Annotated in this window: 27 protein-coding genes and 1 pseudogene; 17 read left to right on the forward strand and 11 right to left on the reverse strand. The window is 57.0% G+C overall.

The annotated features are described in order from the left end of the window. Positions 1-419 precede the first annotated feature (419 nt). From AC07UI_RS15550 to AC07UI_RS15560, 3 genes are all read left to right on the forward strand, one after another. Positions 420-1073, forward strand: a complete 654-nt coding sequence (locus AC07UI_RS15550; protein ID WP_494993311.1) for a hypothetical protein — start codon at positions 420-422, stop codon at positions 1071-1073. An 83-nt stretch (positions 1074-1156) separates the two neighbouring features. After that, complete coding sequence (locus tag AC07UI_RS15555) at positions 1157-1366, forward strand: co-regulatory protein PtrA N-terminal domain-containing protein (protein WP_494991706.1); 210 nt, start codon at positions 1157-1159, stop codon at positions 1364-1366. A gap of 384 nt (positions 1367-1750) precedes the next feature. After that, on the forward strand, positions 1751-2203 hold the full coding sequence (locus tag AC07UI_RS15560; protein WP_494993373.1) for a thiol-disulfide oxidoreductase DCC family protein: 453 nt from the start codon (positions 1751-1753) through the stop codon (positions 2201-2203). Positions 2204-2446: 243 nt separating this feature from the next. Here AC07UI_RS15560 and AC07UI_RS15565 read toward each other — a convergent pair whose 3' ends face one another. After that, positions 2447-2845: a hypothetical protein gene (locus tag AC07UI_RS15565; RefSeq protein WP_494993312.1), complete on the reverse strand. Its 399-nt coding sequence runs from the start codon at positions 2843-2845 to the stop codon at positions 2447-2449. Between the two features lie 1704 nt (positions 2846-4549). On the opposite strand from AC07UI_RS15565, the gene AC07UI_RS15570 reads away from it, so the two are divergent. Together AC07UI_RS15570 and AC07UI_RS15575 are read left to right on the forward strand one after the other, a co-directional pair. Beyond that, a complete protein-coding gene (locus AC07UI_RS15570; protein ID WP_494993313.1) occupies positions 4550-4774 on the forward strand; it encodes a hypothetical protein in 225 nt (74 codons plus the stop codon). A gap of 189 nt (positions 4775-4963) precedes the next feature. After that, positions 4964-5203 carry a hypothetical protein gene (locus AC07UI_RS15575; protein WP_494993314.1) on the forward strand — a complete coding sequence of 80 codons (240 nt, stop codon included), beginning with the start codon at positions 4964-4966 and terminating at the stop codon, positions 5201-5203. Between the two features lie 76 nt (positions 5204-5279). Here AC07UI_RS15575 and AC07UI_RS15580 read toward each other — a convergent pair whose 3' ends face one another. Next, positions 5280-5621: a DHCW motif cupin fold protein gene (locus AC07UI_RS15580; RefSeq protein ID WP_494993315.1), complete on the reverse strand. Its 342-nt coding sequence runs from the start codon at positions 5619-5621 to the stop codon at positions 5280-5282. A 129-nt stretch (positions 5622-5750) separates the two neighbouring features. After that, positions 5751-6005, reverse strand: a complete 255-nt coding sequence (locus AC07UI_RS15585) for a PA2433 domain-containing protein (RefSeq protein WP_494993316.1) — start codon at positions 6003-6005, stop codon at positions 5751-5753. 77 nt (positions 6006-6082) lie between these two features. Between AC07UI_RS15585 and AC07UI_RS15590 the strand changes: the two are divergent. From AC07UI_RS15590 to AC07UI_RS15620, 7 genes and pseudogenes are all read left to right on the forward strand, one after another. Continuing rightward, positions 6083-6199 (forward strand): annotated as a pseudogene (locus AC07UI_RS15590) (DUF1275 domain-containing protein); the annotation flags it as partial. A gap of 88 nt (positions 6200-6287) precedes the next feature. Then, positions 6288-6680 (forward strand): sulfurtransferase complex subunit TusD, encoded by a 393-nt coding sequence (tusD, locus tag AC07UI_RS15595; RefSeq protein WP_494993317.1) that lies wholly within the window; start codon positions 6288-6290, stop codon positions 6678-6680. A 1-nt stretch (position 6681) separates the two neighbouring features. Further along, the gene (gene tusC, locus AC07UI_RS15600) at positions 6682-7044 is read left to right on the forward strand and encodes a sulfurtransferase complex subunit TusC (RefSeq protein WP_494993318.1); all 363 of its coding nucleotides are present in this window, start codon (positions 6682-6684) and stop codon (positions 7042-7044) included. Then, positions 7044-7343 carry a sulfurtransferase complex subunit TusB gene (gene tusB, locus AC07UI_RS15605; RefSeq protein WP_494993319.1) on the forward strand — a complete coding sequence of 100 codons (300 nt, stop codon included), beginning with the start codon at positions 7044-7046 and terminating at the stop codon, positions 7341-7343. Before tusC ends, tusB begins: the two co-directional genes overlap by 1 nt. Further along, the gene (locus tag AC07UI_RS15610) at positions 7340-7675 is read left to right on the forward strand and encodes a TusE/DsrC/DsvC family sulfur relay protein (protein WP_494993320.1); all 336 of its coding nucleotides are present in this window, start codon (positions 7340-7342) and stop codon (positions 7673-7675) included. The genes tusB and AC07UI_RS15610 overlap by 4 nt, the downstream gene beginning before the upstream one ends. Next, positions 7672-8673: a glycosyl transferase family protein gene (locus AC07UI_RS15615; protein ID WP_494993321.1), complete on the forward strand. Its 1002-nt coding sequence runs from the start codon at positions 7672-7674 to the stop codon at positions 8671-8673. The genes AC07UI_RS15610 and AC07UI_RS15615 overlap by 4 nt, the downstream gene beginning before the upstream one ends. 88 nt (positions 8674-8761) lie before the next feature. Next, the gene (locus AC07UI_RS15620) at positions 8762-9769 is read left to right on the forward strand and encodes a glutathione S-transferase family protein (RefSeq protein ID WP_494993322.1); all 1008 of its coding nucleotides are present in this window, start codon (positions 8762-8764) and stop codon (positions 9767-9769) included. Between the two features lie 126 nt (positions 9770-9895). On the opposite strand, the gene cysG is transcribed toward AC07UI_RS15620, so the two are convergent. Genes cysG through ftsK form a run of 6 tightly spaced genes read right to left on the reverse strand, consistent with a single transcriptional unit; the run spans position 9896 to position 17424 of the window. Then, positions 9896-11290, reverse strand: coding sequence for a siroheme synthase CysG (cysG, locus tag AC07UI_RS15625; protein ID WP_494993323.1), 1395 nt, complete (start codon positions 11288-11290; stop codon positions 9896-9898). After that, on the reverse strand, positions 11291-12571 hold the full coding sequence (serS, locus tag AC07UI_RS15630) for a serine--tRNA ligase (RefSeq protein WP_494993324.1): 1281 nt from the start codon (positions 12569-12571) through the stop codon (positions 11291-11293). 16 nt (positions 12572-12587) lie between these two features. Next, the gene (gene crcB / locus AC07UI_RS15635) at positions 12588-12962 is read right to left on the reverse strand and encodes a fluoride efflux transporter CrcB (RefSeq protein WP_494993325.1); all 375 of its coding nucleotides are present in this window, start codon (positions 12960-12962) and stop codon (positions 12588-12590) included. After that, the gene (locus tag AC07UI_RS15640) at positions 12959-14284 is read right to left on the reverse strand and encodes a replication-associated recombination protein A (RefSeq protein ID WP_494993326.1); all 1326 of its coding nucleotides are present in this window, start codon (positions 14282-14284) and stop codon (positions 12959-12961) included. Before AC07UI_RS15640 ends, crcB begins: the two co-directional genes overlap by 4 nt. 52 nt (positions 14285-14336) lie before the next feature. Continuing rightward, the gene (lolA, locus tag AC07UI_RS15645) at positions 14337-14960 is read right to left on the reverse strand and encodes an outer membrane lipoprotein periplasmic chaperone LolA (protein ID WP_494993327.1); all 624 of its coding nucleotides are present in this window, start codon (positions 14958-14960) and stop codon (positions 14337-14339) included. Between the two features lie 58 nt (positions 14961-15018). After that, the gene (gene ftsK / locus AC07UI_RS15650; RefSeq protein WP_494993328.1) at positions 15019-17424 is read right to left on the reverse strand and encodes a DNA translocase FtsK; all 2406 of its coding nucleotides are present in this window, start codon (positions 17422-17424) and stop codon (positions 15019-15021) included. Between the two features lie 350 nt (positions 17425-17774). Here ftsK and trxB point away from each other — a divergent pair, with 350 nt between their 5' ends. The 4 genes from trxB (at position 17775) to infA (ending at position 20557) form a co-directional block, all read left to right on the forward strand. Continuing rightward, positions 17775-18725: a thioredoxin-disulfide reductase gene (gene trxB, locus AC07UI_RS15655; protein ID WP_494993329.1), complete on the forward strand. Its 951-nt coding sequence runs from the start codon at positions 17775-17777 to the stop codon at positions 18723-18725. A gap of 67 nt (positions 18726-18792) precedes the next feature. Beyond that, positions 18793-19473 (forward strand): leucyl/phenylalanyl-tRNA--protein transferase, encoded by a 681-nt coding sequence (gene aat, locus AC07UI_RS15660; protein ID WP_494993330.1) that lies wholly within the window; start codon positions 18793-18795, stop codon positions 19471-19473. 57 nt (positions 19474-19530) lie between these two features. After that, complete coding sequence (locus AC07UI_RS15665; protein ID WP_494993331.1) at positions 19531-20238, forward strand: arginyltransferase; 708 nt, start codon at positions 19531-19533, stop codon at positions 20236-20238. A 100-nt stretch (positions 20239-20338) separates the two neighbouring features. Further along, positions 20339-20557 (forward strand): translation initiation factor IF-1, encoded by a 219-nt coding sequence (gene infA, locus AC07UI_RS15670; RefSeq protein ID WP_002553999.1) that lies wholly within the window; start codon positions 20339-20341, stop codon positions 20555-20557. Positions 20558-20767: 210 nt separating this feature from the next. On the opposite strand, the gene clpA is transcribed toward infA, so the two are convergent. Continuing rightward, a complete protein-coding gene (gene clpA, locus AC07UI_RS15675) occupies positions 20768-23038 on the reverse strand; it encodes an ATP-dependent Clp protease ATP-binding subunit ClpA (RefSeq protein ID WP_494993332.1) in 2271 nt (756 codons plus the stop codon). 29 nt (positions 23039-23067) lie between these two features. Next, entirely contained in the window at positions 23068-23430 is a 363-nt protein-coding gene (gene clpS / locus AC07UI_RS15680; protein ID WP_150806949.1) for an ATP-dependent Clp protease adapter ClpS, read from the reverse strand. Between the two features lie 224 nt (positions 23431-23654). Here clpS and cspD point away from each other — a divergent pair, with 224 nt between their 5' ends. After that, on the forward strand, positions 23655-23912 hold the full coding sequence (gene cspD, locus AC07UI_RS15685; protein WP_494993333.1) for a cold shock domain-containing protein CspD: 258 nt from the start codon (positions 23655-23657) through the stop codon (positions 23910-23912). Positions 23913-23926: the final 14 nt, after the last annotated feature.

A 23926-nucleotide genomic window follows, 5' to 3' on the forward strand; every position in this document is an offset into this window, starting at 1 on the left:
TGGTTGGCCGTAAACCCAGTAATGGTGCTGGCTTCGCCATCAAAACTGGCAATATGCCACTATCCATTTCACTGCCGTTTGTCGGGACAATTGATCAAAAAATGAACGGACTCGGACTTTTTCGTTCAGAATACGCAGCAGGTGACACAGGCTCTGATCCTCACCTAGCCCCAGAAGCGGAAGTTAAACCACATATGCACTAAGTGCGAATGGGGATTTTCATTACCTGAAAATGGAGATAATCGAATGATTAGAAGTTCATTCGCGAAGCTCACTTTTATCTCGACAGCGTAATACCGCAAGACTAATTAATAGAAATTGCTGGATCTTAATTGCAGTCAGTAACTGTAAGTTCCAGTTAAGTCCAACTGAGAGTCATTTACTGATTCACTACTAGAACAAAGAGGTAGCCGGTAACCATGGAGCTTAATATGCTTTCTTCGTCGACCGTGGAGTTTTTGCGTTTGGGCGTTGTATATGCCCACCTTATTGCCTGCTGTGTGGCAATCGGGCTTGTTTTGACCAGCGATATTGCAATGGTCAAGCAACTCCTGAAGGGGGATGCGTCAGGTCAGCATGATGACGCGCACATGGAAAGTCTTCAAAAAACCGTAGTGCTTGCCCTTGTAGCTCTTTGGATTACGGGCATTGGTATTGTCGGGATAGATTATGCCGGCAAGGGGATGGAGTATTTCCTCAATCCAAAGTTGCAAGCCAAGATCGGCATAGTTGTACTGCTGACCATTAATGGCGTCGTGTTGCATAGCGCGGTATTGCCTGCTCTGAAAAAAGCCGGTTCGTTGCTCAAGCTCTCCTTCAGCCTGCGCATGCTGGCGCTGTTCTCGGGGGCGTTCTCTGGCGTGTCGTGGTTCTATGCCGCAATGCTGGGTGTTGGTCGTCCGTTGGCCTGGAAATACTCGTTGGTGGAGTTGCTGGCAGCCTATCCGGTCCTCATCGTCGGTGGATTCGGGATGATGGTGATGCTCACCATCTGGGCCAAAAACAAGAGCACGGCAGAATCTACGGAGCAAGGCACCTGGACAGTAGGAAACGCCGCCCTGGCTGGATGGTGAAGCCAGGTTGAACAAGGACGTTCAGCTTTAGCCAATAAATCCCGCTGTTAGCTGTTAACCCAATCTCACTTGAGGATACCCAAATGAAATCCATGAAAGCTCTCTTCGTCGTCGCCGCTCTGACCGTTTCCTCTCTGGCTATGGCCACAGGTGGCGGTGGTGACCGGACCATCGCACGCATGGAGAAAGCCCGGAAAGTCTCGATGGAAGCCTACCAGGTTGCACAGAAACAGAAGGCTGAAGCCGCTGTAGCTCAAAGCAAAGCCAAGGCGGCCGATCACTCCAACTCCTGATCTGTCTGGCGCGTCCCCGATCTGACAGAGGTGCTGCTAGAAGTTTGAGGTCGTCATGTTTGCTTTTGGAACGAGGCTGGCGATTACCAGAGGTCAGGTTTGGCTTACAGTAGTGTTCTGCGCTTGATCGTGTCCGTGTCCAGGATGGATCCAGGGATTTACCATAAACGCCGTTATCAGCAGTCTCGTTCGCTTACCTTGGCTCGGCTTCGCAGTCGGACAGCATTGGCTGCGGGATCGAATCAATGGGACATAAAACCCTTAATAAATCCCTTAGCTGTTCGCTTGGTGAATATCTGCCGGCTACAACCGGCCGAAAGCAGACTTTAAGTCTGGCGCGCGGGTATGATCCGGATTAACCAGGCCCCCATTGGATCCACGCTTATGCCAGCCTCCCAAATTCGCCCCTCACCCGCACCATTGCTCAAGCAAGGCGAGACGGTGGTCTTGTTCGACGGCGTATGTAAGCTGTGCAATGGCTGGGTGAGGTTCTTGATCCGCCATGACCGCCACCGACGCATTCAGTTGGCGACAGTACAGTCGCCCGAGGGGCAGGCACTGCTTGCTTGGGCAGGTTTGCCCATGGATCAATTCGACACCATGGCCGTGATCCGCGACCAACACTACTGGGTGCGCTCGGATGCATTTTTCGAAGTCATCGCGCAACTGCCCGCGAGTTGGCTGCCAGTGAGACTTCTACGCATCTTCCCACGCAAGCTTCGGGATTGGGCATACGATCGTATTGCGCTGAATCGCTATAGGCTCTTCGGAAAATACGATACCTGCCTTTTGCCTGATCCTGATCATGAACAACGTTTTTTGAAGGCGCCAATGTGAACGCCTTGGTACGCATTAACGGGATCGCCCGAGGCGGCCTCGCGTTCATGTTTGGCTACCATGGTCTGGTTCCCAAGTTGCTATGGTCGAGTCCAGGTGAGCGGACACTGATCCAGTCTCATGGGATCAACCAGGTGGAGCTAGTGGCCTGAGCGCTGCTATTTCGGACCGGTTTGAGTCCCGGTTTCGCAGGTTGGCGGAGCAGCGCCCGTATTGCAGGCGGATTGATCCCGTGGCTTCGCACTAGCGACGATAGTAGCGGTGATCGTCCTCGTAGCGGTGCCGCATGGCCCAATCATGGTGGCGCTCCCAATCACGATGGCGTTCGGCTTCTCGGCGGGCTTGCTCTCTACGCCAGTTGTCTCGGCGCCAATCGTCTCGGCGCCAATCGTCTCTACGATCGTGCCAACGGCCGTCATGCCAGTATCGGTCGTCATGGGCAAGCAACGGCCCTGGCTGCTTGCCGGCCATACTGGCCAAGGTCGGCCAAGGGTTGCCGGCAGCCTGGACCGGAGCCTGAACGGCTGCGGCTTCAGTTGCAAAAACAGGGGTTGAGGTCTTCATCTGTGTTGCTGATGCCGAGCCCACTGCCGCGAATGCGAACAGGCCAAAGAGCACCATCCGTGGGTCATGGAATTTCATGAGCGAAGACAACCTCTGATTGACAATTGGACGTGTGGCCATCTGGCTGCGAGAAATCTGCGGGTTCGCGCTTACCGAGCTGATGTGCTTATCCACATAGACCGATAAATAGGGAAAAGTTCTAGGGAGCCGCTACTTAAATAGCCAACGGCCTCAGCGTTCGGCCCCTTTGAGGCTTGCTATCTCGATGTCCGCTTTGGATCCAGGCAGTGTGAAAACGCATGCACCGTGTTGAAGTCCGCGTTGCTACATAAAATCTGCCAGTGTTTGGTTGGTCAGCAGACCTGAAATTTGCGTAGGGACGCGATTTTCGTACCGGTTCTGACCATCAAACCTGCTCTAAAACGTTTTCACACAGCCTGGATCGTCAGGGTACTCATGGCGAACCCTCCGATGCGGATCTATTCCCGCCCTGCTACAGCGATGTCACCGGCTATACATTTGCCCCCTATGCTCGCCACCGTAGTAACGCCCCTGATCACGTCCGTGCCCTTCATGGTCATGCCAATACGGCCAGCACCCGCCGAGCAACAGCGCTGCTGACATCACCAAAATCAAAGTAGCTGTACGTTTCATTTGATCATCTCCTGGCAGGCGAAGCCTGACACTATGATCGTTCGATCCCCTCCCATTGAGGAGGTTCAAAACACCCGATCACCTGGCCCCACCAGGCGTCCTTAACCTCAGGCAGCACTGGCAGCAGGAGGGCCAAGGGAGGTCAGTGCAATTTGACAGGCAAGATAACCAATGGAATGCCATTTAGATGCAGCCTGCACTGCAACCAGTAGCAGGATCTGCACGCCAATGCCGGCCACCCCCACGCCGCGCGGTCCGGCGCTTTGGGCATGGTGGTCGCGTAGTTATGCTTTCTCTCCTGACGACCAGACGCCGGCCTTGTAATAACCATGACATATGAAAGGTTATTATTTGGCGCTTTCTAACAGAGGCAAATTGCTATTGTCCGCTGTAGAACATGCTGCCAGAGGCTGTTGAATGGAAATGACACCTGCTGAAAACACCAAATCCAGGGGATGGGTGTGGGGGTATAAAAAGATCAGGAGCTTTGGATGCTCTCGAAGGACGGCCTTCTACAGGGCAAGCCTCTATGCCCTTCGAGGTGACTCGGGAGTTTTCTCCGGCAAGCGGGGTTTGCAAAGATTTCGACTAAGACGTTAGGTAATAACCAGCCAGCCCCTGAATGGCTATTGGCAAACCTTGGGGGTAGCGTCCGCCCAGCACGTATCGCCTCGCCATCCATGGACTGGTAAAGAGAAATACGGCTGTGCGAACAACTGAAACGATACACCAACCGATTTAGAGCTGCCAACTTTTACATTCACGACTGCCAGTGAGCGGCGGGCGAGGAGCACTCATGCCTCACGCACTCGACGACCGGCTTCTATTGAACCGGCTCCAGTAACAGGTCCATAAATTCGAAGCCCCTTGCCTTCGCCATATTTGTACGTGAAAGCCCCGATTATTCGGGGCTTTTCGTTTATGGAGTTTGCCCCTTAGAGAGCCTGAGCGCGAATCATCTCGCCATTTGCGCAACTACCCAAAAATGTCGACGGCAATCGGCAGTAAATCCGCCGCCCTCCTCCCGCGCTCTGCCGAACGAGCACAATTGATCTTTTCAAACTGAACAAAGCGCTTTACCTTCCTTGAGTTGGCTATAACTAGAAGATCGCCAAGGAGGTGTTCGCAATGCAGTTTTTCCGGTTTCTATTCGCCCTGCGCCATAAATATCGAAATTTTGCCTTGGTCGATCACAAAGGAGTGTGCGTGGCCTTCAAGCAATGCCGCCTGCCACCGCAGAACGGTCGCTGGGTGGAAGTCGAAGAATTTCGCCTGAACTGGCTTCAACACCCGCTTCCTTCCAGTGCGCGCATCCCCCCGAAGCCCTTCGCGCACAAACTCACGGAAAACTAGTCCGCCCCTACAGCTCGTCGCCTCAAATCACACTCTGCGCAGCCGTCGATTACTGTCTATGCAAGCGATATCAGCAAAAGGCAACACCGTGAACAGCGACCAGGCCCCGACTGAAAAGCTCAGGATCCTTTTTGTTCACTTAGTACCGGGAGTGGGGTCAGGCGCGGCATTGATATTCAGGAGGTCATCATGTGGCTCAACGAATCCGAGCAGGACCTACGGCGCGATCTTCAGGGCATTGCGTCTGATTTCAGATGGTCAATCGTTGATCTGACGCAAATTGCCAAACGATTGAGCGACGCAGGAAATGAAGCCGATGCTCAGGCAGTGCTGAGGATGTGCCGAGTGTTCCAGGCGGGTGAAGAGCGGTTGATTGCGTACGCCGATGAGGTGAAGGCCCGGGCAATCCATCGGACTAAAGCCGAGTAGATCGCTCGGCAGTCAGGCCTTCAGTTTGAGGTGAGCGCAAGAGCAAATCCCTCATGCGGCGTCACCCTTGCTGCGCTCAATCAACAATGAACAATCTGGCGCCCGGACCACTGCAGGATTGATGCGCCTCTGCGTTGTCGCCGACCTGATAGCTCATTCCCGCGGTCAATACGAACTTTCGCCCGTCTTCGAGGGTGGTTTCCAGCTCACCCTCCATACAAAACAAAACATGCCCTTTGTGACACCAATGGTCTGCAAGGTAGCCAGGGCTGTACTCCACCATGCGTACCCGAATCCGATTCGACTCGTCGCCGAAAACCCGGGTTCGCCAATAGGCCACCCCAGTTTCTCCCGGATGCTCTGTCCTTTCGATCTCAGCCCAGTTGGTGACGCCAAAAGCGAACGCATCCATCTTCATACTTCTTTTCCTTAAGTGTTTTTGGCCAATAGCTGCGGCCATCAGCCTACCAGCACGCCGTCAAGGTCACCATTGCACACACGCTAATGAATGGCTGAGCCGAAGTTACCGGCTCAGCCTCTCGTGTCATTAGTTTTTTTGTGAGTTCTCAATGTCCTTTAAAGCCCTATTGGTCAGGTCTATGCATTTTTGTTTATCGCCGGCTTTCTGCGCTTTTTCCGCGGCTATTCGCGCATCTCGAATTTGATCCAGTTGAGGCTGGCCCATCACGGGGGTCGCCTTGTCGTCTCTAATTTTTTTCAGATTAATGGCGCATAGATCGTCCGCCGCAAAGAGCGGCGTAGCGACTAATGCGGCAACCATAAACAGAATGGATCGTTTCATAGGACTCTCTCTTCTATTAAGTGGCGGGAGTATCACTATAGATCGTGGCAGGCAGTCATGCCTGGCTACGCTTGACAATCTCAGCACTGCTGGCCGCGAGCATCGCCATGGGGATGCTTGACGCTGCAGTCGAAGAGGTTAATGGTCTGCCCGTCGGGCTTACCTGCGTGACGGGCGCTCTTTCGCGCTTTGGAAACATCCGCCCCAGGCAGGCTGAAACGGATTTCGCCGACCCGGCGATAAAGCTTTATCATTGCGCAAGGTTTGCTGACAGAGTCCGTCATGAAGTTCGCCATTGCCCTTTTCTCCGCTGCCCATGCGCCCTCCTCGCGCCGCGCTCTGCTGTTCGCTCAGGCGGCACTGGCCGGTGGCCATGAGATCGTGCGGCTGTTTTTCTATCAGGACGGTGTTCACAGCGCGTCAGGCAATATCGTCACCCCGCAAGATGAGCAAGATTTGCCGTTGCAATGGCGCTCGTTCGTCAGTGAGCATCAGCTCGACGGCGTGGTGTGTATTGCTGCCGCCTTGCGCCGCGGCGTGCTGAATGAAGAAGAAGCCCTGCGTTATCAGCGCCCCGCCGTCAATTTGAGCGCGCCTTGGGAGTTGTCCGGGCTGGGTCAATTGCATGACGCCGTGCAATCGGCCGACCGATTGATTTGTTTCGGAGGGCCATGAAATGCCTAAATCGTTGCTGATTATCAGTCGGCAGGCGCCTTGGTCAGGCCCCAGCGCTCGCGAAGCATTGGACATCGTGCTGGCTGGCGGCGCTTTTGATTTGCCGATCGGCCTGCTGTTTCTGGATGACGGTGTATTCCAGCTTGCACCTACCCAGGATGCCAGGGCCGTTCAGCAAAAAGACCTCAGCGCCAATCTGCAGGCGCTGTCGCTGTTTGGTGTTGAAGATGTTTTTGCTTGCGCCAACAGCGTAATGGAGCGTGGGTTTGCGCCACTCGGCCGGAACATGGACGCAGTGCAATTGCTGAACCCGGAGCAAATCTCCTCGATTATTGATCGTTACGACCAGGTTATAACTCTCTGATGTCGACTTTGCATGTGTTGTCCCACTCGCCGTTTACCGATAACCGGCTGACCAGTTGCCTGCGTCTGCTCGGCGCGCAAGACGCGATTCTGCTCTGCGGCGACGCGGTGTATGCCCTGCAACCCGATAGCGTACCGCTCAGCGCGCTGGAGGCTCGAATCGATACGCTGCGCTTGTTCGTTCTGTCGGAAGATATCCAGGCCCGTGGGCTGGATATCCCTGGCTGGGTCAAACGCGTCGATTACCCAGGGTTTGTCGAGCTGTCGATTCACTATGACAAGGTCAACACCTGGCTATGAAGTCGCTCACTGTCGGTATTCATAGCATTGGCCTCGATAAAGACGGGTACCTGGTAGACCTGAACGATTGGTCCGCAGAGGTGGCAAATGCACTGGCCGCCGCCGAAGACCTCGAGCTGAGCCCGGAACACTGGGAGATCCTCGAGTTACTGCGCGGGTTTTATCAGGAGTTCCAACTGTCTCCGGCGACCCGCCCGCTGATCAAATACACTGCACTGAAGCTGGGCCCGGACAAGGGCAACAGCCTGCACCTGAACCGACTGTTCAAAGGCACTCCCGCCAAACTTGCCGCCAAGCTGGCGGGCCTGCCCAAACCGACGAATTGCTTATGACTGATTTTGCGCCGCTGACGACCGAAACACCGACCGAACACCCTTTCGCGCCATTCGTGCGAATCCTGGGCAAAGGCAAGCGCGGTGCCCGCAGCCTGACCCGCGAAGAGGCACGCGAAGCCATGGGCATGTTGCTCGACGAGAAAGTCGAGGACACGCAACTGGGCGCATTCCTGATGCTGCTGCGGCACAAGGAAGAAAGCGCTGAGGAACTGGCCGGTTTTACCGAAGCGGTTCGTGAACGATTGACAGCGCCGGCCTTGAAGGTTGATCTGGATTGGCCGACCTATGCCGGCAAGAAACGTCATCTGCCGTGGTATCTGCTGGCAGCCAAATGCCTGGCTCAGAACGGTGTGCGTATTCTGCTGCACGGCGGCGGCGCCCATACCGCAGGTCGCCTGTATAGCGAGCAGCTACTCGATCAATTACAGATCCCGCTGTGCCGCAATTGGCAGCAAGTCGGTACGGCGCTCGAGCAAAGCAACCTGGCGTTTATCCCGCTCGGTGACTGGGCGCCCCAGTTGCAACGGATGATCGATCTGCGCAATACCCTGGGCCTGCGCTCACCCATCCACTCTCTGGCACGCATTCTTAATCCACTGGGCGCTCGCTGTGGCCTGCAAAGTATTTTCCATCCCGGCTACCAGGGCGTGCACCGCGACGCCAGCGGCTTGCTGGGCGACAACACCATCGTCATCAAAGGCGATGGCGGTGAGATCGAAATCAACCCGGACACCATCAGCCATCTGTATGGCACCACCGGTGGCGAAAGCTGGGATGAGGAATGGCCTGCGCTGTCGGCCCAGCGTCATGTCAAACCCGCGACCCTGGACCCCGAGCAACTGAGTGCGCTCTGGCGCGGCGACGCGCAGGACAGCTACCCGCAACTGGCGCTGATCTCGACCATGGCGCTGGCCCTGCGCGGCCTCGGCTCGCCGCGGGAGCAGGCGTTCGAATTGGCTCAGCAGTACTGGGACGCTCGGGACAAATCGATTTAACCGATCATTAACGCCCAACCTTTGCGCTTTTTGTTCGAAGCCATCGGCATAGACTCAACTCCAACGTTTAACGACCGAGGAGTTCGAGATGGGTTTGCTGATTGAAGGGCACTGGCGTGATCAGTGGTACGAAAGCAGCAAGGACGGCGCATTCCAGCGCGAACAAGCGCAGCGCCGCAACTGGCTGACCGCTGATGGCAGACCTGGCCCTAGCGGTGAAGGTGGTTTTCCCGCCGAGGCCGGTCGCTATCACCTCTATGTGTCTCTCGCTTGCCCCTGGGCCCACCGCACGCTGATCCTGCGCAAGCTCAAAGGCCTTGAAAGCCTCGTCGACGTCTCTGTCGTCAGCTGGTTGATGCTGGAAAACGGCTGGACCTTCGATAAAGCGTTCGGCTCCAGCGGCGACCGCCTCGATAACCTGTCCTACATGCATCAACGCTACACCGCAGACGCCGTCGACTACACCGGCCGTGTCACGGTGCCTGTGCTCTGGGACAAGCAGCACAATCGCATCGTCAGCAATGAATCAGCGGAAATCATCCGCATGTTCAATAGTGCATTCGATGGCTTGACCGGAAATGACCTGGACTTCTACCCGCAACCTCTACGGGCAGAGATTGATGAGCTGAACGCGCGGATCTATCCGGCGGTAAACAACGGCGTTTATCGGGCTGGCTTCGCCACCTCGCAGCCGGCGTATGAAGAAGCCTTCGATGAGCTGTTCGCCGAACTCGACTGGCTGGAAAAGAGACTGGGCGAGAAGCGCTATCTGGTCGGCGAATACCTGACCGAAGCCGATATCCGACTGTTCACCACGCTGATTCGCTTCGACGCAGTGTATTACAGCCACTTCAAATGCAACCTGCGGCGAATTGCCGATTACCCGAATCTTTCGAACTGGTTACGTGAGTTGTATCAGTGGCCGGGGATTGCCGAGACCGTGGACTTCACGCACATCAAGGGGCATTACTTCGCGAGCCACCGCACCATCAATCCGACCGGGATCGTGCCGAAAGGGCCTGCGCTGGACTTCGATGCCAGTCATGATCGGGGACGGTTGAGCGGGAAAGGGATTTGGCGCAAGGCCGAGGTCTGAGAAGGGATTTGTGTGCAATTGATGGCCTCTTCGCGGGCAAGCCTCGCTCCTACGGGATTGGTGTCGATCACATTATTGTGGCCTGACACAAATCCCGTAGGAGCGAGGCTTGCCCGCGAAGCTTTTTCAAACCTGCGACTGTGCCCCTTCAAACCACTTCAGTTTCTCGCGAAGCTGTACCACTTCCCCAACAATCACCAGCGTCGGCGCATGCACTTCATGCTCGGCAACCAGCTGTGGAAGATTGGCCAGCGTGCCGGTGAAGACCCGTTGATTCGAGGTGGTGCCCTGCTGGATCAAGGCTGCCGGAGTATCCGCCGAACGACCGTGTTTGATCAGTTGCTCACAGATGATCGGCAAGCCAATCAAGCCCATGTAGAACACCAGAGTCTGCGCTGGAGCTACCAAATCGCTCCACGGCAAATCCGTGGTGCCATCCTTCAGATGCCCGGTCACGAAACGCACCGATTGCGCATAATCACGATGTGTCAGTGGAATCCCGGCATACGCCGCACAACCACTCGCCGCGGTGATACCTGGCACAACCTGAAATGGAATGCCATGGGCCGCCAGCTCTTCGATCTCTTCGCCGCCACGACCAAAGATAAACGGATCGCCGCCTTTCAAGCGCAATACCCGCTTGCCCTGCTTGGCCAGATCAACCAGATGCTGATTGATCTGCTCCTGCGGTAACGCGTGATCAGCCCGACGCTTGCCGACGTAGACCCGCTCGGCATCACGACGACACAGTTCAAGAATCGCCGGAGCTACCAAACGGTCATACAACACCACGTCCGCTTGCTGCATCAGCCGCAGGGCACGGAAAGTCAGCAGGTCCGGATCACCCGGCCCGGCTCCAACCAGATAGACTTCGCCCGGCGCGACAGGCGCGGCGCCATTGATTTTAGCCAGCAACAAGCGCTCGGCTTCCGCGCCCTGCCCAGCCATTTGGCGGTCGGCAATCGGTCCCTGGAAAACATCTTCCCAGAATGCTCGCCGCTGCTGCACATCAGGGAACAGACTTTTGACCTGGTTGCGAAAGCGCGCCGCCAAACCGGCCAACTGGCCATAAGTCGAGGGAATCCAGGTCTCCAGCCTGGCCCGAATCAACCGTGCCAGAACAGGTGCATCGCCGCCGCTGGAGACAGCAATAATCAGTGGCGAACGGTCGACGATCGCCGGAAAAATCACGCTGCACAATGCCGGAGCATCGACTACGTTGACCGGCACGCAACGCTGATGCGCATCGTTGGAAACCTGCGCGTTGAGCGGTTCATCGTCAGTGGCCGCGATAATCAGCACGCAACCATCGAGATCGGCCGCGGCATAACCGCGCAAGACCAATTCACCGCCACTGCTCTGTACCAGTTCGCGCAGCTGGGTTTCTATTTCAGGTGCAACCACCCGCAGTAGTGCACCGGCATCGGCCAGCAGGCGGGATTTGCGCAAGGCAATCTCACCCCCACCGACGACCAACACACGACTGCCGCGCAGGTTGTGGAACAGCGGCAGAAATTCCATTTAGCCGATGACCTCAATGCCGCCCATGTACGGTTTGAGTACCGCCGGTACACGGATCGAACCGTCGGCCTGCTGATAGTTCTCCAGCACTGCTACCAGGGTACGACCGACCGCCAGACCGGAACCGTTCAGGGTGTGAACCAGCTCAGGCTTGCCGGTTTCCGGGTTACGGAAACGCGCTTGCATGCGACGGGCCTGGAAATCGCCGCAGTTGGAGCACGACGAAATTTCACGGTATTTGTCCTGGCTCGGAATCCACACTTCCAGGTCGTAGGTCTTGACCGCGCTGAAACCCATGTCGCCGGTACACAGCGCCAGCGTACGGTACGGCAGTTCCAGCAGTTGCAGGACTTTCTCGGCGTTGGCGGTCAGGCCTTCCAGCGCTTGCATCGAAGTCGATGGCTCGACGATCTGGACCATTTCGACCTTGTCGAACTGGTGCTGACGAATCATCCCGCGCGTGTCACGACCCGACGCACCGGCTTCGCTACGGAAGCACGGGGTGTGAGCCACGAATTTGATCGGCAGCAGTTTCGGGTCAATGATTTCGCCCGAAACGATGTTGGTCAGCGACACTTCAGCGGTCGGAATCAGGTACAGATCGGCTTCGCCTTCGCGGCTGATCTTGAACAGGTCTTCCTCGAACTTCGGCAGTTGACCGGTGCCCTGCAAGGCCGGCGCCTGAACCAGATACGGCGTGTAAGCCTCTTCGTAGCCATGCTCGCTGGTGTGCAGGTTGATCATGAACTGCGCGAGGGCGCGGTGCAGACGAGCGATCGGTCCGCGCAGCAAGGCGAAACGGGCGCCGGACAGCTTGGCGGCGGTTTCAAAATCCAGCCAGCCGAACTTCTCGCCCAGCGCAACGTGATCCTTGACCTCGAAGTCGAAGGTGGTCGGCGTGCCCCAGCGGCGCACTTCGACGTTGCCGTCTTCGTCATCACCAATCGGCACCGACTCGTGTGGCAGGTTCGGGATACCCAGCACAATCGAGTCCAGCTCGGTCTGGATCGCGTCCAGCTCGAACTTGCCGACACCAAGCTCGTTCGCCATGCGCTCGACGTCAGCCATCAACGGCGCAATGTCTTCGCCGCGTTGCTTGGCCTGACCGATGGATTTGGAGCGCGCGTTACGTTCAGCCTGCAGCGCTTCGGTGCGGGTCTGGACGGTCTTGCGCTGTTCTTCCAGCGCTTCGATGCGCGCAACATCCAAGGCATAGCCACGGGATGCCAGGCGGTCCGCTACGTCCTGAAGGTTGCTACGTAACAGTTTGGAATCGAGCATGTCGGTCTCTCGTTTATCAAAGTTTGGTCAAGGACAGGCCAGCCCAGGTCGCGAGCAGCCCGCCGAATACGCTGATGGCCGCATAGCCCAAGGCCAGCGGTACCTGTCCGCTTTCCAGCAGACGCACCGTATCCAGTGAAAAGGATGAAAAAGTCGTCAGGCCGCCAAGAAAACCCACCATCAATCCGGCCCGCACCTCAATCGGCACCTCCGGACGCAGCATGAACAGGCCATACAAAAAGCCAATCAACAGGCAGCCCACGATATTAACGGCCAGCGTCGCGGTATAGAAGTGCCGAGGCCAATTAGCGTTGATCCAGTTGCCGGCAGCAAAGCGCAACAGCGTCCCGGCGATGCCCCCCACGGAGACCGCGACAATCAATGGAATCAAGGCTTTCTCCGCTGTTTTGGGCTGAGCCTGTCCAGTTCTGCGAGGTGATTGAGCTTCTCGCCGATTTTCAGTTCAAGGCCACGGGGCACTGGCTGATAGAAGCGCTGTGGTTCGAGATCGTCCGGAAAGTAGTCCTCGCCGGCAGCATAAGCATCGGGTTCATCGTGGGCGTAACGGTATTCGTCGCCATAACCCAGCTGTTTCATCAGCTTGGTCGGCGCATTGCGCAAATGCAGCGGTACTTCCAGGGAACCATGTTCGGCGGCACTGCGCATGGCGGCCTTGAAGCCCATATACACCGCATTGCTTTTCGGTGCGCAGGCCAGATAGGTGATGGCCTGAGCCACCGCCAACTCGCCCTCGGGACTGCCCAGACGCTCCTGAACATCCCAGGCCGCGAGGCACAGGCTCAGGGCCCGCGGATCGGCATTACCGATGTCTTCACTGGCCATGCGCACCACACGCCGCGCCAGATACAGCGGATCACAACCACCGTCGAGCATGCGTGCGAACCAATACAGCGCGCCGTCCGGGTTGGAGCCGCGCACCGACTTGTGCAACGCGGAAATCTGATCGTAAAAGGCTTCGCCACCCTTGTCGAAACGCCGACGGGTATCGCCCAGCAGGCTTTGCAGCAGTTCGACACCGATTTCAGTGCCGTCCTCGGCCAGATCGGAAGCATTCTCCAACAGGTTGAGCAAACGCCGGCCGTCGCCATCGGCTGCCGCCAGCAGCATCTTGAAACCTTCATCACCGAGGCTCAGTTGCCGCTTGCCGAGGCCGCGCTCTTCGGTCAGCGCGCGTTGCACCAGTTTGTGCAGTGCCACCTCATCAAGGCTTTTGAGGACGTAGACGCGTGCACGGGACAACAGTGCGTTGTTCAACTCGAAGGACGGGTTTTCTGTCGTCGCGCCGATAAAGATCAACGTGCCGTCTTCGACATAGGGTAGAAACGCGTCCTGCTGCGACTTGTTGAAACGGTGCACTTCGTCGACGAACAGAATGGTTCGCTTGCCGTATTGCCCAGCCTGTTGCTTGGCAACTTCTACCGCCTGACGAATCTCTTTGACCCCGGCCAGCACAGCCGAGACCGTTTCGAAATGCGCATCCGAGACTTTCGCCAGCAAGCGCGCCAACGTGGTTTTACCCACCCCTGGCGGCCCCCAGAAAATCATTGAATGCAAGGCTCCCTGCTCCAGGGCTTCGCGCAAAGGCTTGCCGCGAGCGAGCAGGTGCTCCTGACCGACGTACTCGTCCAGGTTGGTCGAGCGCAAGCGCGCGGCCAAGGGTTGAGCAATCGGATCACTTCGAAACAGGTCCATGGCAGCGTTTGAAACCTCTTGGCTCTTTATTCCGACTTTGTACTCTTGCTCTTTATTCCTGAATCACATCGGCACCCTTGGGGATGTCGAACTTGAACCTGGAAGCCGGAATCGGCTCGTTGGCCTTGACCCCGGTGAACAGGATGTTGGTGCGCTGACCGACACTGTCGATCATCTGCATGTCATTGACCATGCCGTTACGGAACGACAGACGCAGGCTGTCGAACAGCGTGTCCTTGGTCTTGGGCTTGAGCGTGAAGTCGATCACGCCGCCGGCTTCCTTGGAAGTGATGGCGAAGCTCTGGCTGATTTTCGACACGTCACCGGACAACAACAGTGCTGGCGTCTGGGTCAGGCGTTGATCGAGGTTCTTGATGGTGACCTGTTGCAGGTCTGGGTCCCACAGGGAGACCTTCTTGCCGTCGGAAACCATCAGTTGCTCTTGTGGCGCATCGGTGTGCCAGTAGAACAGGCCCGGACGCTGCAACGACATCTCGCCAGCGGTTTCCTGCAACTGAGTGCCGCTGCCATCGAGGGTCAGCTGCGAGAAACGTGCGGTCAGGGTCTGCGACTTTTCGAGCAGTTGAGTCAGACGCGCTACGTCCTTGTCATCGGCGTGGGCCGAAAGTGTGGTTAAAGCCAGTACCGGCAGCAACAGCATGCGGATAAGACGCATGGGAGTCCTCTTTGATATTCGTTTGAATGGCATGCCGCGTGATCTCACGCGGCACCGGTCAGTCGCGCATTGGGCCTGGGGCGAGTACTTCACGCGAACCGTTGGTATTCATGGACGTCACGACCCCGGCCATCTCCATGGCTTCGATCATGCGCGCAGCGCGGTTGTAGCCGATCTTGAGTTTGCGTTGAACCGCCGAGATAGAGGCGCGGCGGCTTTCCAGCACGAACTGCACTGCTTCGTCGTAAAGCGCATCGGTTTCGCTGTCATCGTCGCCACCGCCGCTGCCGCCGTCAAAGCCGCTACCGGCCTCTTCGACACCGGCGAGGATGTCGTCGTTGTACTCCGGCGCACCGCGCAGTTTCCAGGCTTCAACCACCCGGTGAACTTCATCATCGGAAACGAACGCGCCGTGCACCCGAATCGGCAGGCTGGTGCCCGGCGGCATGTAGAGCATGTCACCGTGACCCAGCAATTGCTCGGCGCCACCCTGATCGATGATGGTTCGCGAGTCGATCTTGCTCGATACCTGGAACGCCATACGGGTCGGAATGTTGGCCTTGATCAGACCGGTGATCACGTCCACAGATGGACGCTGGGTCGCCAGAATCAAGTGAATACCGGCAGCACGGGCTTTCTGGGCGATCCGCGCGATCAGCTCTTCAACCTTCTTGCCGACGATCATCATCATGTCGGCAAATTCGTCGACCACCACCACGATGGTCGGCAACTTGGTAAGCAGCGGCGCTTCGTCGTGAATGCTTTCGCGGTTGTACAGCGGATCCGTCAGCGGTGTACCCGCCTCCTGCGCCTCTCTCACCTTCTGGTTGAAGCCGGACAGGTTACGCACGCCCATCTTCGCCATCAGCTTGTAGCGACGCTCCATCTCGGCCACGCTCCAACGCAGTGCGTTGGCGGCGTCCTTCATGTCGGTAACCACCGGGCACAGCAAGTGCGGAATGCCTTCGTAGATCGACAATTCAAGCATTTTCGGGTCGATCATGATCAGTTTGGCGTCTTCCGGGCCCGACTTGAACAGAATCGACAGAATCATCGCGTTCACGCCCACCGACTTACCGGAACCGGTGGTACCGGCCACCAGCAAGTGAGGCATTTTTGCCAGGTCAGTGATAACCGGCTTGCCACCGATGTCATGGCCCAGGGCCAGGGTGACCGGGGATTTGGCGTCATCGTATTCCGGGGTCGACAACACTTCGGAGAAGCGCACGATCTGCCGGTCTTCGTTAGGAATCTCGATGCCGACGGTGGTCTTGCCGGGAATCACTTCCACGACCCGCACACTGGTCACTGCCAGCGAACGCGCCAGGTCTTTGGCCAGGTTGGAAATACGGCTGACCTTTACCCCGGCCGCCGGTTGAATCTCGTAACGGGTAATCACCGGGCCTGGGTGAATCGAATCCACCGAGACCTCGACACCGAATTCCTTGAGTTTGATTTCCAGCAGATGGCCAACGGCGGCCAGCGACTCAGGCGAATAGTTGAGCTGTTTCTTTTCTGCCGGATCGAGAATCGAGATCGGCGGCAAGGTGCCTTCCACCGCACTGTCGACGAACAGCGGCGCCTGTTTCTCCTTCTCAACGCGCTTGCTCGGTTCCGGCGCCTTGGGCGGTGCCGGGGCAATGACCGGCGGAACCTGTTTCTCGCGATCGGACATGTGCTTGCTCAGGGCTTGCTCACGCTCGATCAAGCGTTCTTTGACTTTGGCCTGTTCACGTTTGTCGGTCACCGTCGGGGCCACCACTTCGTTGACCCGGGTATCGACTTCACGCAATTGCGCAACCAGCTGCTTGCGTTCATTGCGCGCCGCCCACCAGCGATTGGCCGCCCCCTGGAACAGCTCGAACAGATCGAGGGTGATCTTGCCGGTCACGTCCATGACCTTGAACCACGAGAGGTCGGTGAACACCGTCAGGCCGAACAGAAACAACGCAATGAACATCAGGGTGCTGCCCTGGATGTTGAGCGCGTTCTTCGCCAGGTCACCGAGGCTTTCGCCCAATGCACCGCCAGCGCCCGCCGGCAAGCCGGTCGGCGCATGGAAGTGGATGTGTGCCAGGGCCGCGCCCGACAGCACCAGAAACACCAGGCCGATCAGGCGCCAGGAAAACAACCAGCCGCTCCACAGCCAAGGCTCGTGGCGCTGACGGAAAATCTGATAAGCCTTGATCGCCAATAGCAACGGAAAGATATAAGCGAAATAGCCCAGCACCATGAACAGAATATCGGCGCTGTAGGAGCCCGCAGGCCCGCCGAAGTTCTGCACATTTTCAATTTTGCTGTTGTGACTCCAGCCCGGATCATCCTTGCCATATGTCAACAATGCCATCATCAGGAACAGGCATAAGGCTCCAATGGCAATCAGCGCACCTTCCTTTAACCGGTAGTGCAGTTGCTGACGCCAGAGCGGAACTACTGTTTTAGGTGTAGCGGTGGATTTCTTCAAAACGCGTCTTTTCCTGCGCCTGTAGCGCGACCAACTGTTGATTGACTATAAAAACTGCTCAATCCGAGCAGGTAACAAAGTTAACGAGCGTAACTGGAGCTACTTTTAACACTCTGGCCTTCGATTCTGAAACTGTAGAAGTTGCCGAAGGCTGCGATCTTTATAGTGCTTGCTCCTGCCAGCACAGGTTGGTGATCAGTGAACATTCTGTTACAGACCCGCATTGTACGGGTTTGTCCGCCCGATGCCACGCCAGAGCGGCTTCGGTGTAGCATAGCCAACAGCACTTTACGCGCGGTTCAATTTGAGCATGCATTCTCTTTTGTGACAAAGGCTTATGAGGTGTTTTTATGAGCGAAGCGAAGCATTCACGCCTGATTATCCTGGGCTCGGGCCCTGCAGGTTACAGCGCCGCCGTATATGCCGCTCGCGCCAACCTCAAGCCGATGGTTATTACCGGCCTGCAGGCCGGCGGTCAACTGACCACCACCATCGAAGTCGACAACTGGCCCGGCGACGTGGAAGGCCTGACCGGACCCGTGCTGATGGAGCGCATGCACAAACATGCCGAGCGCTTCGACACCGAGATCGTCTACGACCACATCCATACTGCAGAGTTGCAGCAGCGTCCGTTTATCCTCACCGGCGATAGCGGCACTTATACCTGCGACGCGCTGATCATTGCTACCGGCGCCTCTGCGCAATACCTGGGCCTGCCATCCGAAGAAACCTTTGCCGGTAAAGGTGTCTCTGCCTGCGCAACCTGCGACGGTTTCTTCTACCGCAATCAAGTGGTCGCGGTGGTCGGTGGCGGCAACACTGCCGTGGAAGAAGCACTTTATCTGTCCAACATTGCCAAGGAAGTCCACCTGATTCACCGTCGCGACAAACTGCGCTCGGAGAAAATCCTTCAGGACAAACTCTTCGAAAAGGCCGCCAACGGTAATATCCATCTGCACTGGAACCAGAACCTCGACGAGGTGCTGGGCGATGCCAGCGGCGTAACCGGCGCCCGTCTGCGGGACAGCAATACGGGTGAGACCAGGGATCTGGCGTTGACCGGCGTATTCATCGCTATCGGCCACAAGCCCAATACCGACCTGTTCCAGGGCCAACTGGAAATGCGCAACGGCTACCTGCTGATCAAGGGCGGCAGCGAAGGCGATGCCACCGCAACCGGCATTGAAGGCGTCTTCGCGGCCGGCGACGTCGCCGATCATGTCTACCGCCAGGCCGTCACCTCAGCCGGCGCCGGCTGTATGGCGGCACTGGACGCCGAGAAGTACCTCGACGACAACTGATCATCCAGCGCCTCACGGCGGGCCATACGACCCGCCATCGCCCTCCCCTTCTGCAAGTCGGAATGCCATGCTGACCTGGTTACAACGCAACACCCTGACCTTTCCGCCGCTGGAAAAAGCCATGCGCGACCCCAACGGTTTGCTCGCAGCCGGTGGCGATCTGTCCGCCGATCGCTTGATCCAGGCCTACCGCCATGGCTGCTTCCCATGGTTCTCGGAAGGCCAGCCGATTCTCTGGTGGTCGCCCGATCCGCGTACAGTGCTGTTTCCAGAGGAGCTGCACGTCTCGCGCAGCCTGAACAAGCTGCTGCGTCAGCAGCGCTATGAGGTGACCTTCGATCGCGATTTCAGCTCGGTGATCCGGGCATGCGCCGCACCTCGCGACTACGCCGACGGAACCTGGATCACCGACGCCATGCAGGCTGCCTACTTGCATTTGCATCAGCGAGGTTATGCACACTCGGTCGAAGTCTGGGATCAAGGCGTTCTGGTCGGCGGGCTCTACGGACTGGCGATGGGGCAACTGTTTTTCGGCGAATCCATGTTTAGCCGCGCCGACAACGCCTCGAAATTCGGCTTCGCTACACTGGTCAAACACCTCCAGCAATGGGGTTTCGTGCTGATTGACTGCCAGATGCCAACCGACCATCTGCACAGCCTGGGCGCTCGCGCCATACCTCGCAGCAGTTTTTCCGGCTATTTGCAGCAGCATCTCGACCAACCCAATACTGCCACCTGGGTTTGCTAGGCGACTTCTCCCAGGCTGGCTTACACTTAATTCAAAAGCTTATACCGAGGGTTGATCATGACCGAGTTGGCGCGCCTGAAGTTTTATGCCACTCAGCCCCACTCTTGCAGCTATCTGCCCGAAGAGCAGGCCACCACGCTGTTCCTCGACCCTAGTCAGCCAATGGATGTGCACGTCTACGCAGATCTGTCCGAAATGGGTTTTCGTCGCAGTGGCGACCACCTTTACCGGCCGCATTGCCAAAATTGCAATGCCTGTGTTCCGGCACGAATTCCCGTGACGCAGTTTCTGCCTAATCGTCAGCAGAAACGCATCTTCAAGCGCAATGCCGATCTTCAGGTCCGGCCTGCGAAACCCGACTTCAGCGAAGAGTATTTCAATCTTTACCAGCGCTATATCGAGCAGCGTCACGCTGATGGCGATATGTATCCGCCGAGTCGCGATCAGTTTTCAACCTTTCTGGTCCGCGACCTGCCGTTCTCCAGATTCTATGAGTTCCGTCTTGAGGGACGCCTGCTGGCGGTAGCCGTCACGGATCTGCTGCCCAACGGCTTATCGGCGGTCTACACCTTCTATGAACCCGAGGAAGAACGCCGCAGCCTGGGCCGCTATGCGATTCTCTGGCAGATCGGCGAGGCCCGGCGCCTGGGGCTGGACGCCGTCTACCTCGGGTACTGGATCAAGAACTGCAAAAAGATGAACTACAAGACCCAATATCGCCCCATCGAGCTGCTCATTAACCAGAGATGGGTCACCCTGAACTAGAAGCCCTTGGCTTAAACCCCACTTTTCGGGCACAATGCACGCCGCTTTTGCCTGGCGCAGTTGCACCGGGCCATTCATTGGACACCGAGGGCTTTACTGCATGTCGAAAGAAGACAGCTTCGAAATGGAAGGCACTGTCGTCGACACCCTGCCCAACACCATGTTTCGTGTGGAGTTGGAAAATGGGCACGTCGTAACCGCGCATATTTCCGGCAAGATGCGCAAGAACTACATCCGTATTCTTACCGGTGACAAAGTGCGCGTCGAGCTGACGCCCTATGACTTGAGCAAAGGGCGCATCACTTACCGCGCTCGTTAAGCAAGTCAATACAAAACGCCCGGCTTATGCCGGGCGTTTTTGTTTGTGGATCGTTCCCACGCTCTGCGTAGGAATGCAGCCCGGGACGCTCTGCGTCCCAAGAGCCGAACGCGGAGCGTCCGTTGAGGCATTCCCACGCGGAGCGTGGGAACGATCCCCCAGACAGCAAAAAGGCGCCTTTCGGCGCCTTTCGCTTTACAGCAACAACTGTCAGGCCATTTCTGCAGTGGTCTCGAACTCGAAGGTCAACTCGCCGTCCTTGAGGTCGATGTGTACCACGCCACCATGCTCGGCCAGTTCGCCAAAGAGAATTTCCTCAGCGAGCGGACGCTTGATCTTGTCCTGAATCAAGCGAGCCATTGGTCGCGCGCCCATCAGCACATCGTAACCACCCGCCGCCAGCCAACCGCGTGCAGCATCGGTCACTTCGAGCAGTACACGCTTGTCTTCCAGTTGCGCCTGAAGCTCGGTAAGGAACTTGTCCACCACGCTTTTGATGACCTCATGACTGAGGCGACCAAACTGGATAATGGTGTCCAGACGGTTACGGAATTCCGGTGTAAAGCTCTTCTTGATCGCTTCCATCGCATCGGAAGAGTGATCTTGATAAGTGAAGCCGATTGACGCACGCGCTGCGGTTTCGGCACCGGCGTTGGTCGTCATGATGACGATCACGTTACGGAAATCTGCCTTGCGCCCGTTGTTATCCGTCAGCGTACCGTGATCCATGACCTGCAACAGCAGGTTGAAGACTTCCGGATGCGCCTTCTCGATCTCATCGAGCAACAGCACGCAGTGAGGCTGCTTGGTGATCGCTTCGGTCAGCAAACCGCCCTGATCGAAGCCCACGTAGCCTGGAGGTGCACCGATCAAGCGGGAAACGGTGTGGCGCTCCATGTACTCGGACATATCGAAGCGAACCAGTTCAATCCCCAACGCCTTGGCCAGCTGCCGCGCGGCCTCGGTTTTACCGACACCCGTAGGACCTGCGAACAGGAACGAACCCACAGGTTTGTCGGGCGACTTCAAGCCGGCACGGGACAGCTTGATCGCAGTCGACAAGGAGTCGATCGCCGCATCCTGCCCGAATACTGTCAGTTTCAAGTCACGCTCAAGGTTACGCAGCAGCTCTTTGTCCGAACTGGTGACGTGCTTGGGCGGAATCCGCGCGATCTTCGCCACGATGTCCTCGACCTGAGCCACCTCGATGCGTTTCACACGCTTCTCGATCGGCTGCAGGCGCTGGTAGGCACCCGCCTCGTCGATAACGTCGATAGCCTTGTCCGGCATGTGTCGGTCATTGATATAACGCGATGCCAGCTCAGCTGCGGCACGCAACGCCTCATCACTGTATTCGATACCGTGATGCAGCTCGAAGCGCCCCTTGAGCCCCCTGAGAATGCCAATGGTGTCTTCTACCGAAGGTTCAGACACATCGACCTTCTGGAAGCGACGAGCCAGGGCACGATCCTTCTCGAAGATGCCACGGAATTCCTGGAAGGTGGTCGAGCCGATGCACCGGATATCACCCGAAGACAGCAACGGCTTGAGCAGGTTCGAGGCATCCATGACACCACCGGACGCTGCACCGGCGCCAATGATGGTGTGGATTTCGTCGATAAACAGAATCGCCTGCGGACGTTTCTTCAGCTCGTTGAGCAACGCCTTGAAGCGCTTCTCGAAATCGCCGCGGTATTTGGTCCCGGCCAGCAGCGCTCCCAGATCGAGGGAATAGACGACACTGTGAGCCAACAGATCAGGCACCTGATTGTCGACAATGCGCTTGGCCAGACCTTCGGCGATCGCGGTTTTACCCACGCCCGCCTCACCCACCAACAGCGGATTGTTTTTACGCCGACGCGCCAGAATCTGCGCAACGCGCTCGACCTCCAGCTCCCGGCCTACCAACGGGTCTATTCGACCCTGGCGCGCGAGCTCGTTGAGGTTGCTGGCATAAGCATCCAGAGGATTGCCTGAAGAAGAAGACTCACCGCCCTCGTCGTCCTGCATATCTTGCTCACCTTCAGAGTGTTCGCCATGCCCTGGCACTTTCGAGATGCCATGAGCGATGTAGTTGACGACATCGATGCGCGCAACGCTCTGCTGCTTCAGCAGAAACACTGCCTGACTCTCTTGCTCACTGAAGATTGCGACCAGCACGTTGGCACCAGTCACCTCGCGTTTACCCGAGCTCTGTACGTGAAAGACAGCACGTTGCAGTACACGCTGGAAGCCCAGGGTTGGCTGGGTTTCGCGATCCTCGTCATGAAGAGGGATCAATGGCGTGGTGGAGTCGATAAACTCCTGCAGGTCATGCTTGAGTTTGTCGAGGTTTGCGCCGCAGGCACGCAGAACGGTAGCGGCTGCCTCATTATCCAAAAGAGCCAACAAAAGGTGCTCGACCGTCATGAACTCATGACGTTTTGAGCGGGCCTCCTTGAAGGCGAGATTGAGGGTGACTTCGAGCTCGCGGTTTAACATAGCTTCACCTCATACCCAAGTGGTCGGCGTTAACCGTCCTTCTCGATTTCACAGAGTAGCGGATGCTGGCTTTCCCTGGCGTACTGGTTGACCTGCATGGCCTTGGTCTCGGCGATGTCGCGGGTAAACACTCCACATACTGCCCGTCCTTCTGTATGAACGGCCAGCATTACCTTGGTCGCCAACTCTCGATTCAGGTTAAAAAACACCTCGAGCACTTCGACGACGAAATCCATCGGTGTGTAGTCATCGTTAAACAAAACCACCTTGTACATCGGCGGCGCCTGCAACGCGGGCTTAGCCTCCTGTACAGCCAAGCCAGCGGAATCGTCGTCGTGTAAATCCGGGCGATCCTGATTGAATGTTAGTCGAATCTGGCTGATTGCATGCATGGAAAGAAAGGTTCGTTAGTTGAACAAATACTGTGGTGGGGGCGCCCAGGCAGGATTTCAACTCTGACCGCCCGGTCACCTTGACTATCGGCAAAACGGTGTTACAACCAATAGGGCCCACAGTGGGTAATAAACGTCCGCACAGTCAACCCGATTTCCGGGTTTGAGTGCTGATGAACTGGATGATACTCCAGTGATGGAGTCTGTTGCAGAGGGATATGAGCATGGCAAGCGGCAAGGTCAAGTGGTTCAACAATGCCAAAGGGTATGGATTCATCAACGAGGACGGCAAGGACGAAGATCTGTTTGCCCATTACTCGGCCATTAAAATGGATGGCTACAAAACCCTGAAAGCAGGACAAGCCGTTTGTTTCGATATCATCCAGGGGCCAAAAGGCTTGCATGCGATTGAAATCAGGTCAGCCACTGCACAGGCAGCCCAGACGAACCCTCCAACCCACCACGAAACCATATCAAGCTGACAACACCAAACATC

The sequence above is a fragment of the Pseudomonas sp. GW821-FHT04C07 genome, assembly GCF_059420325.1.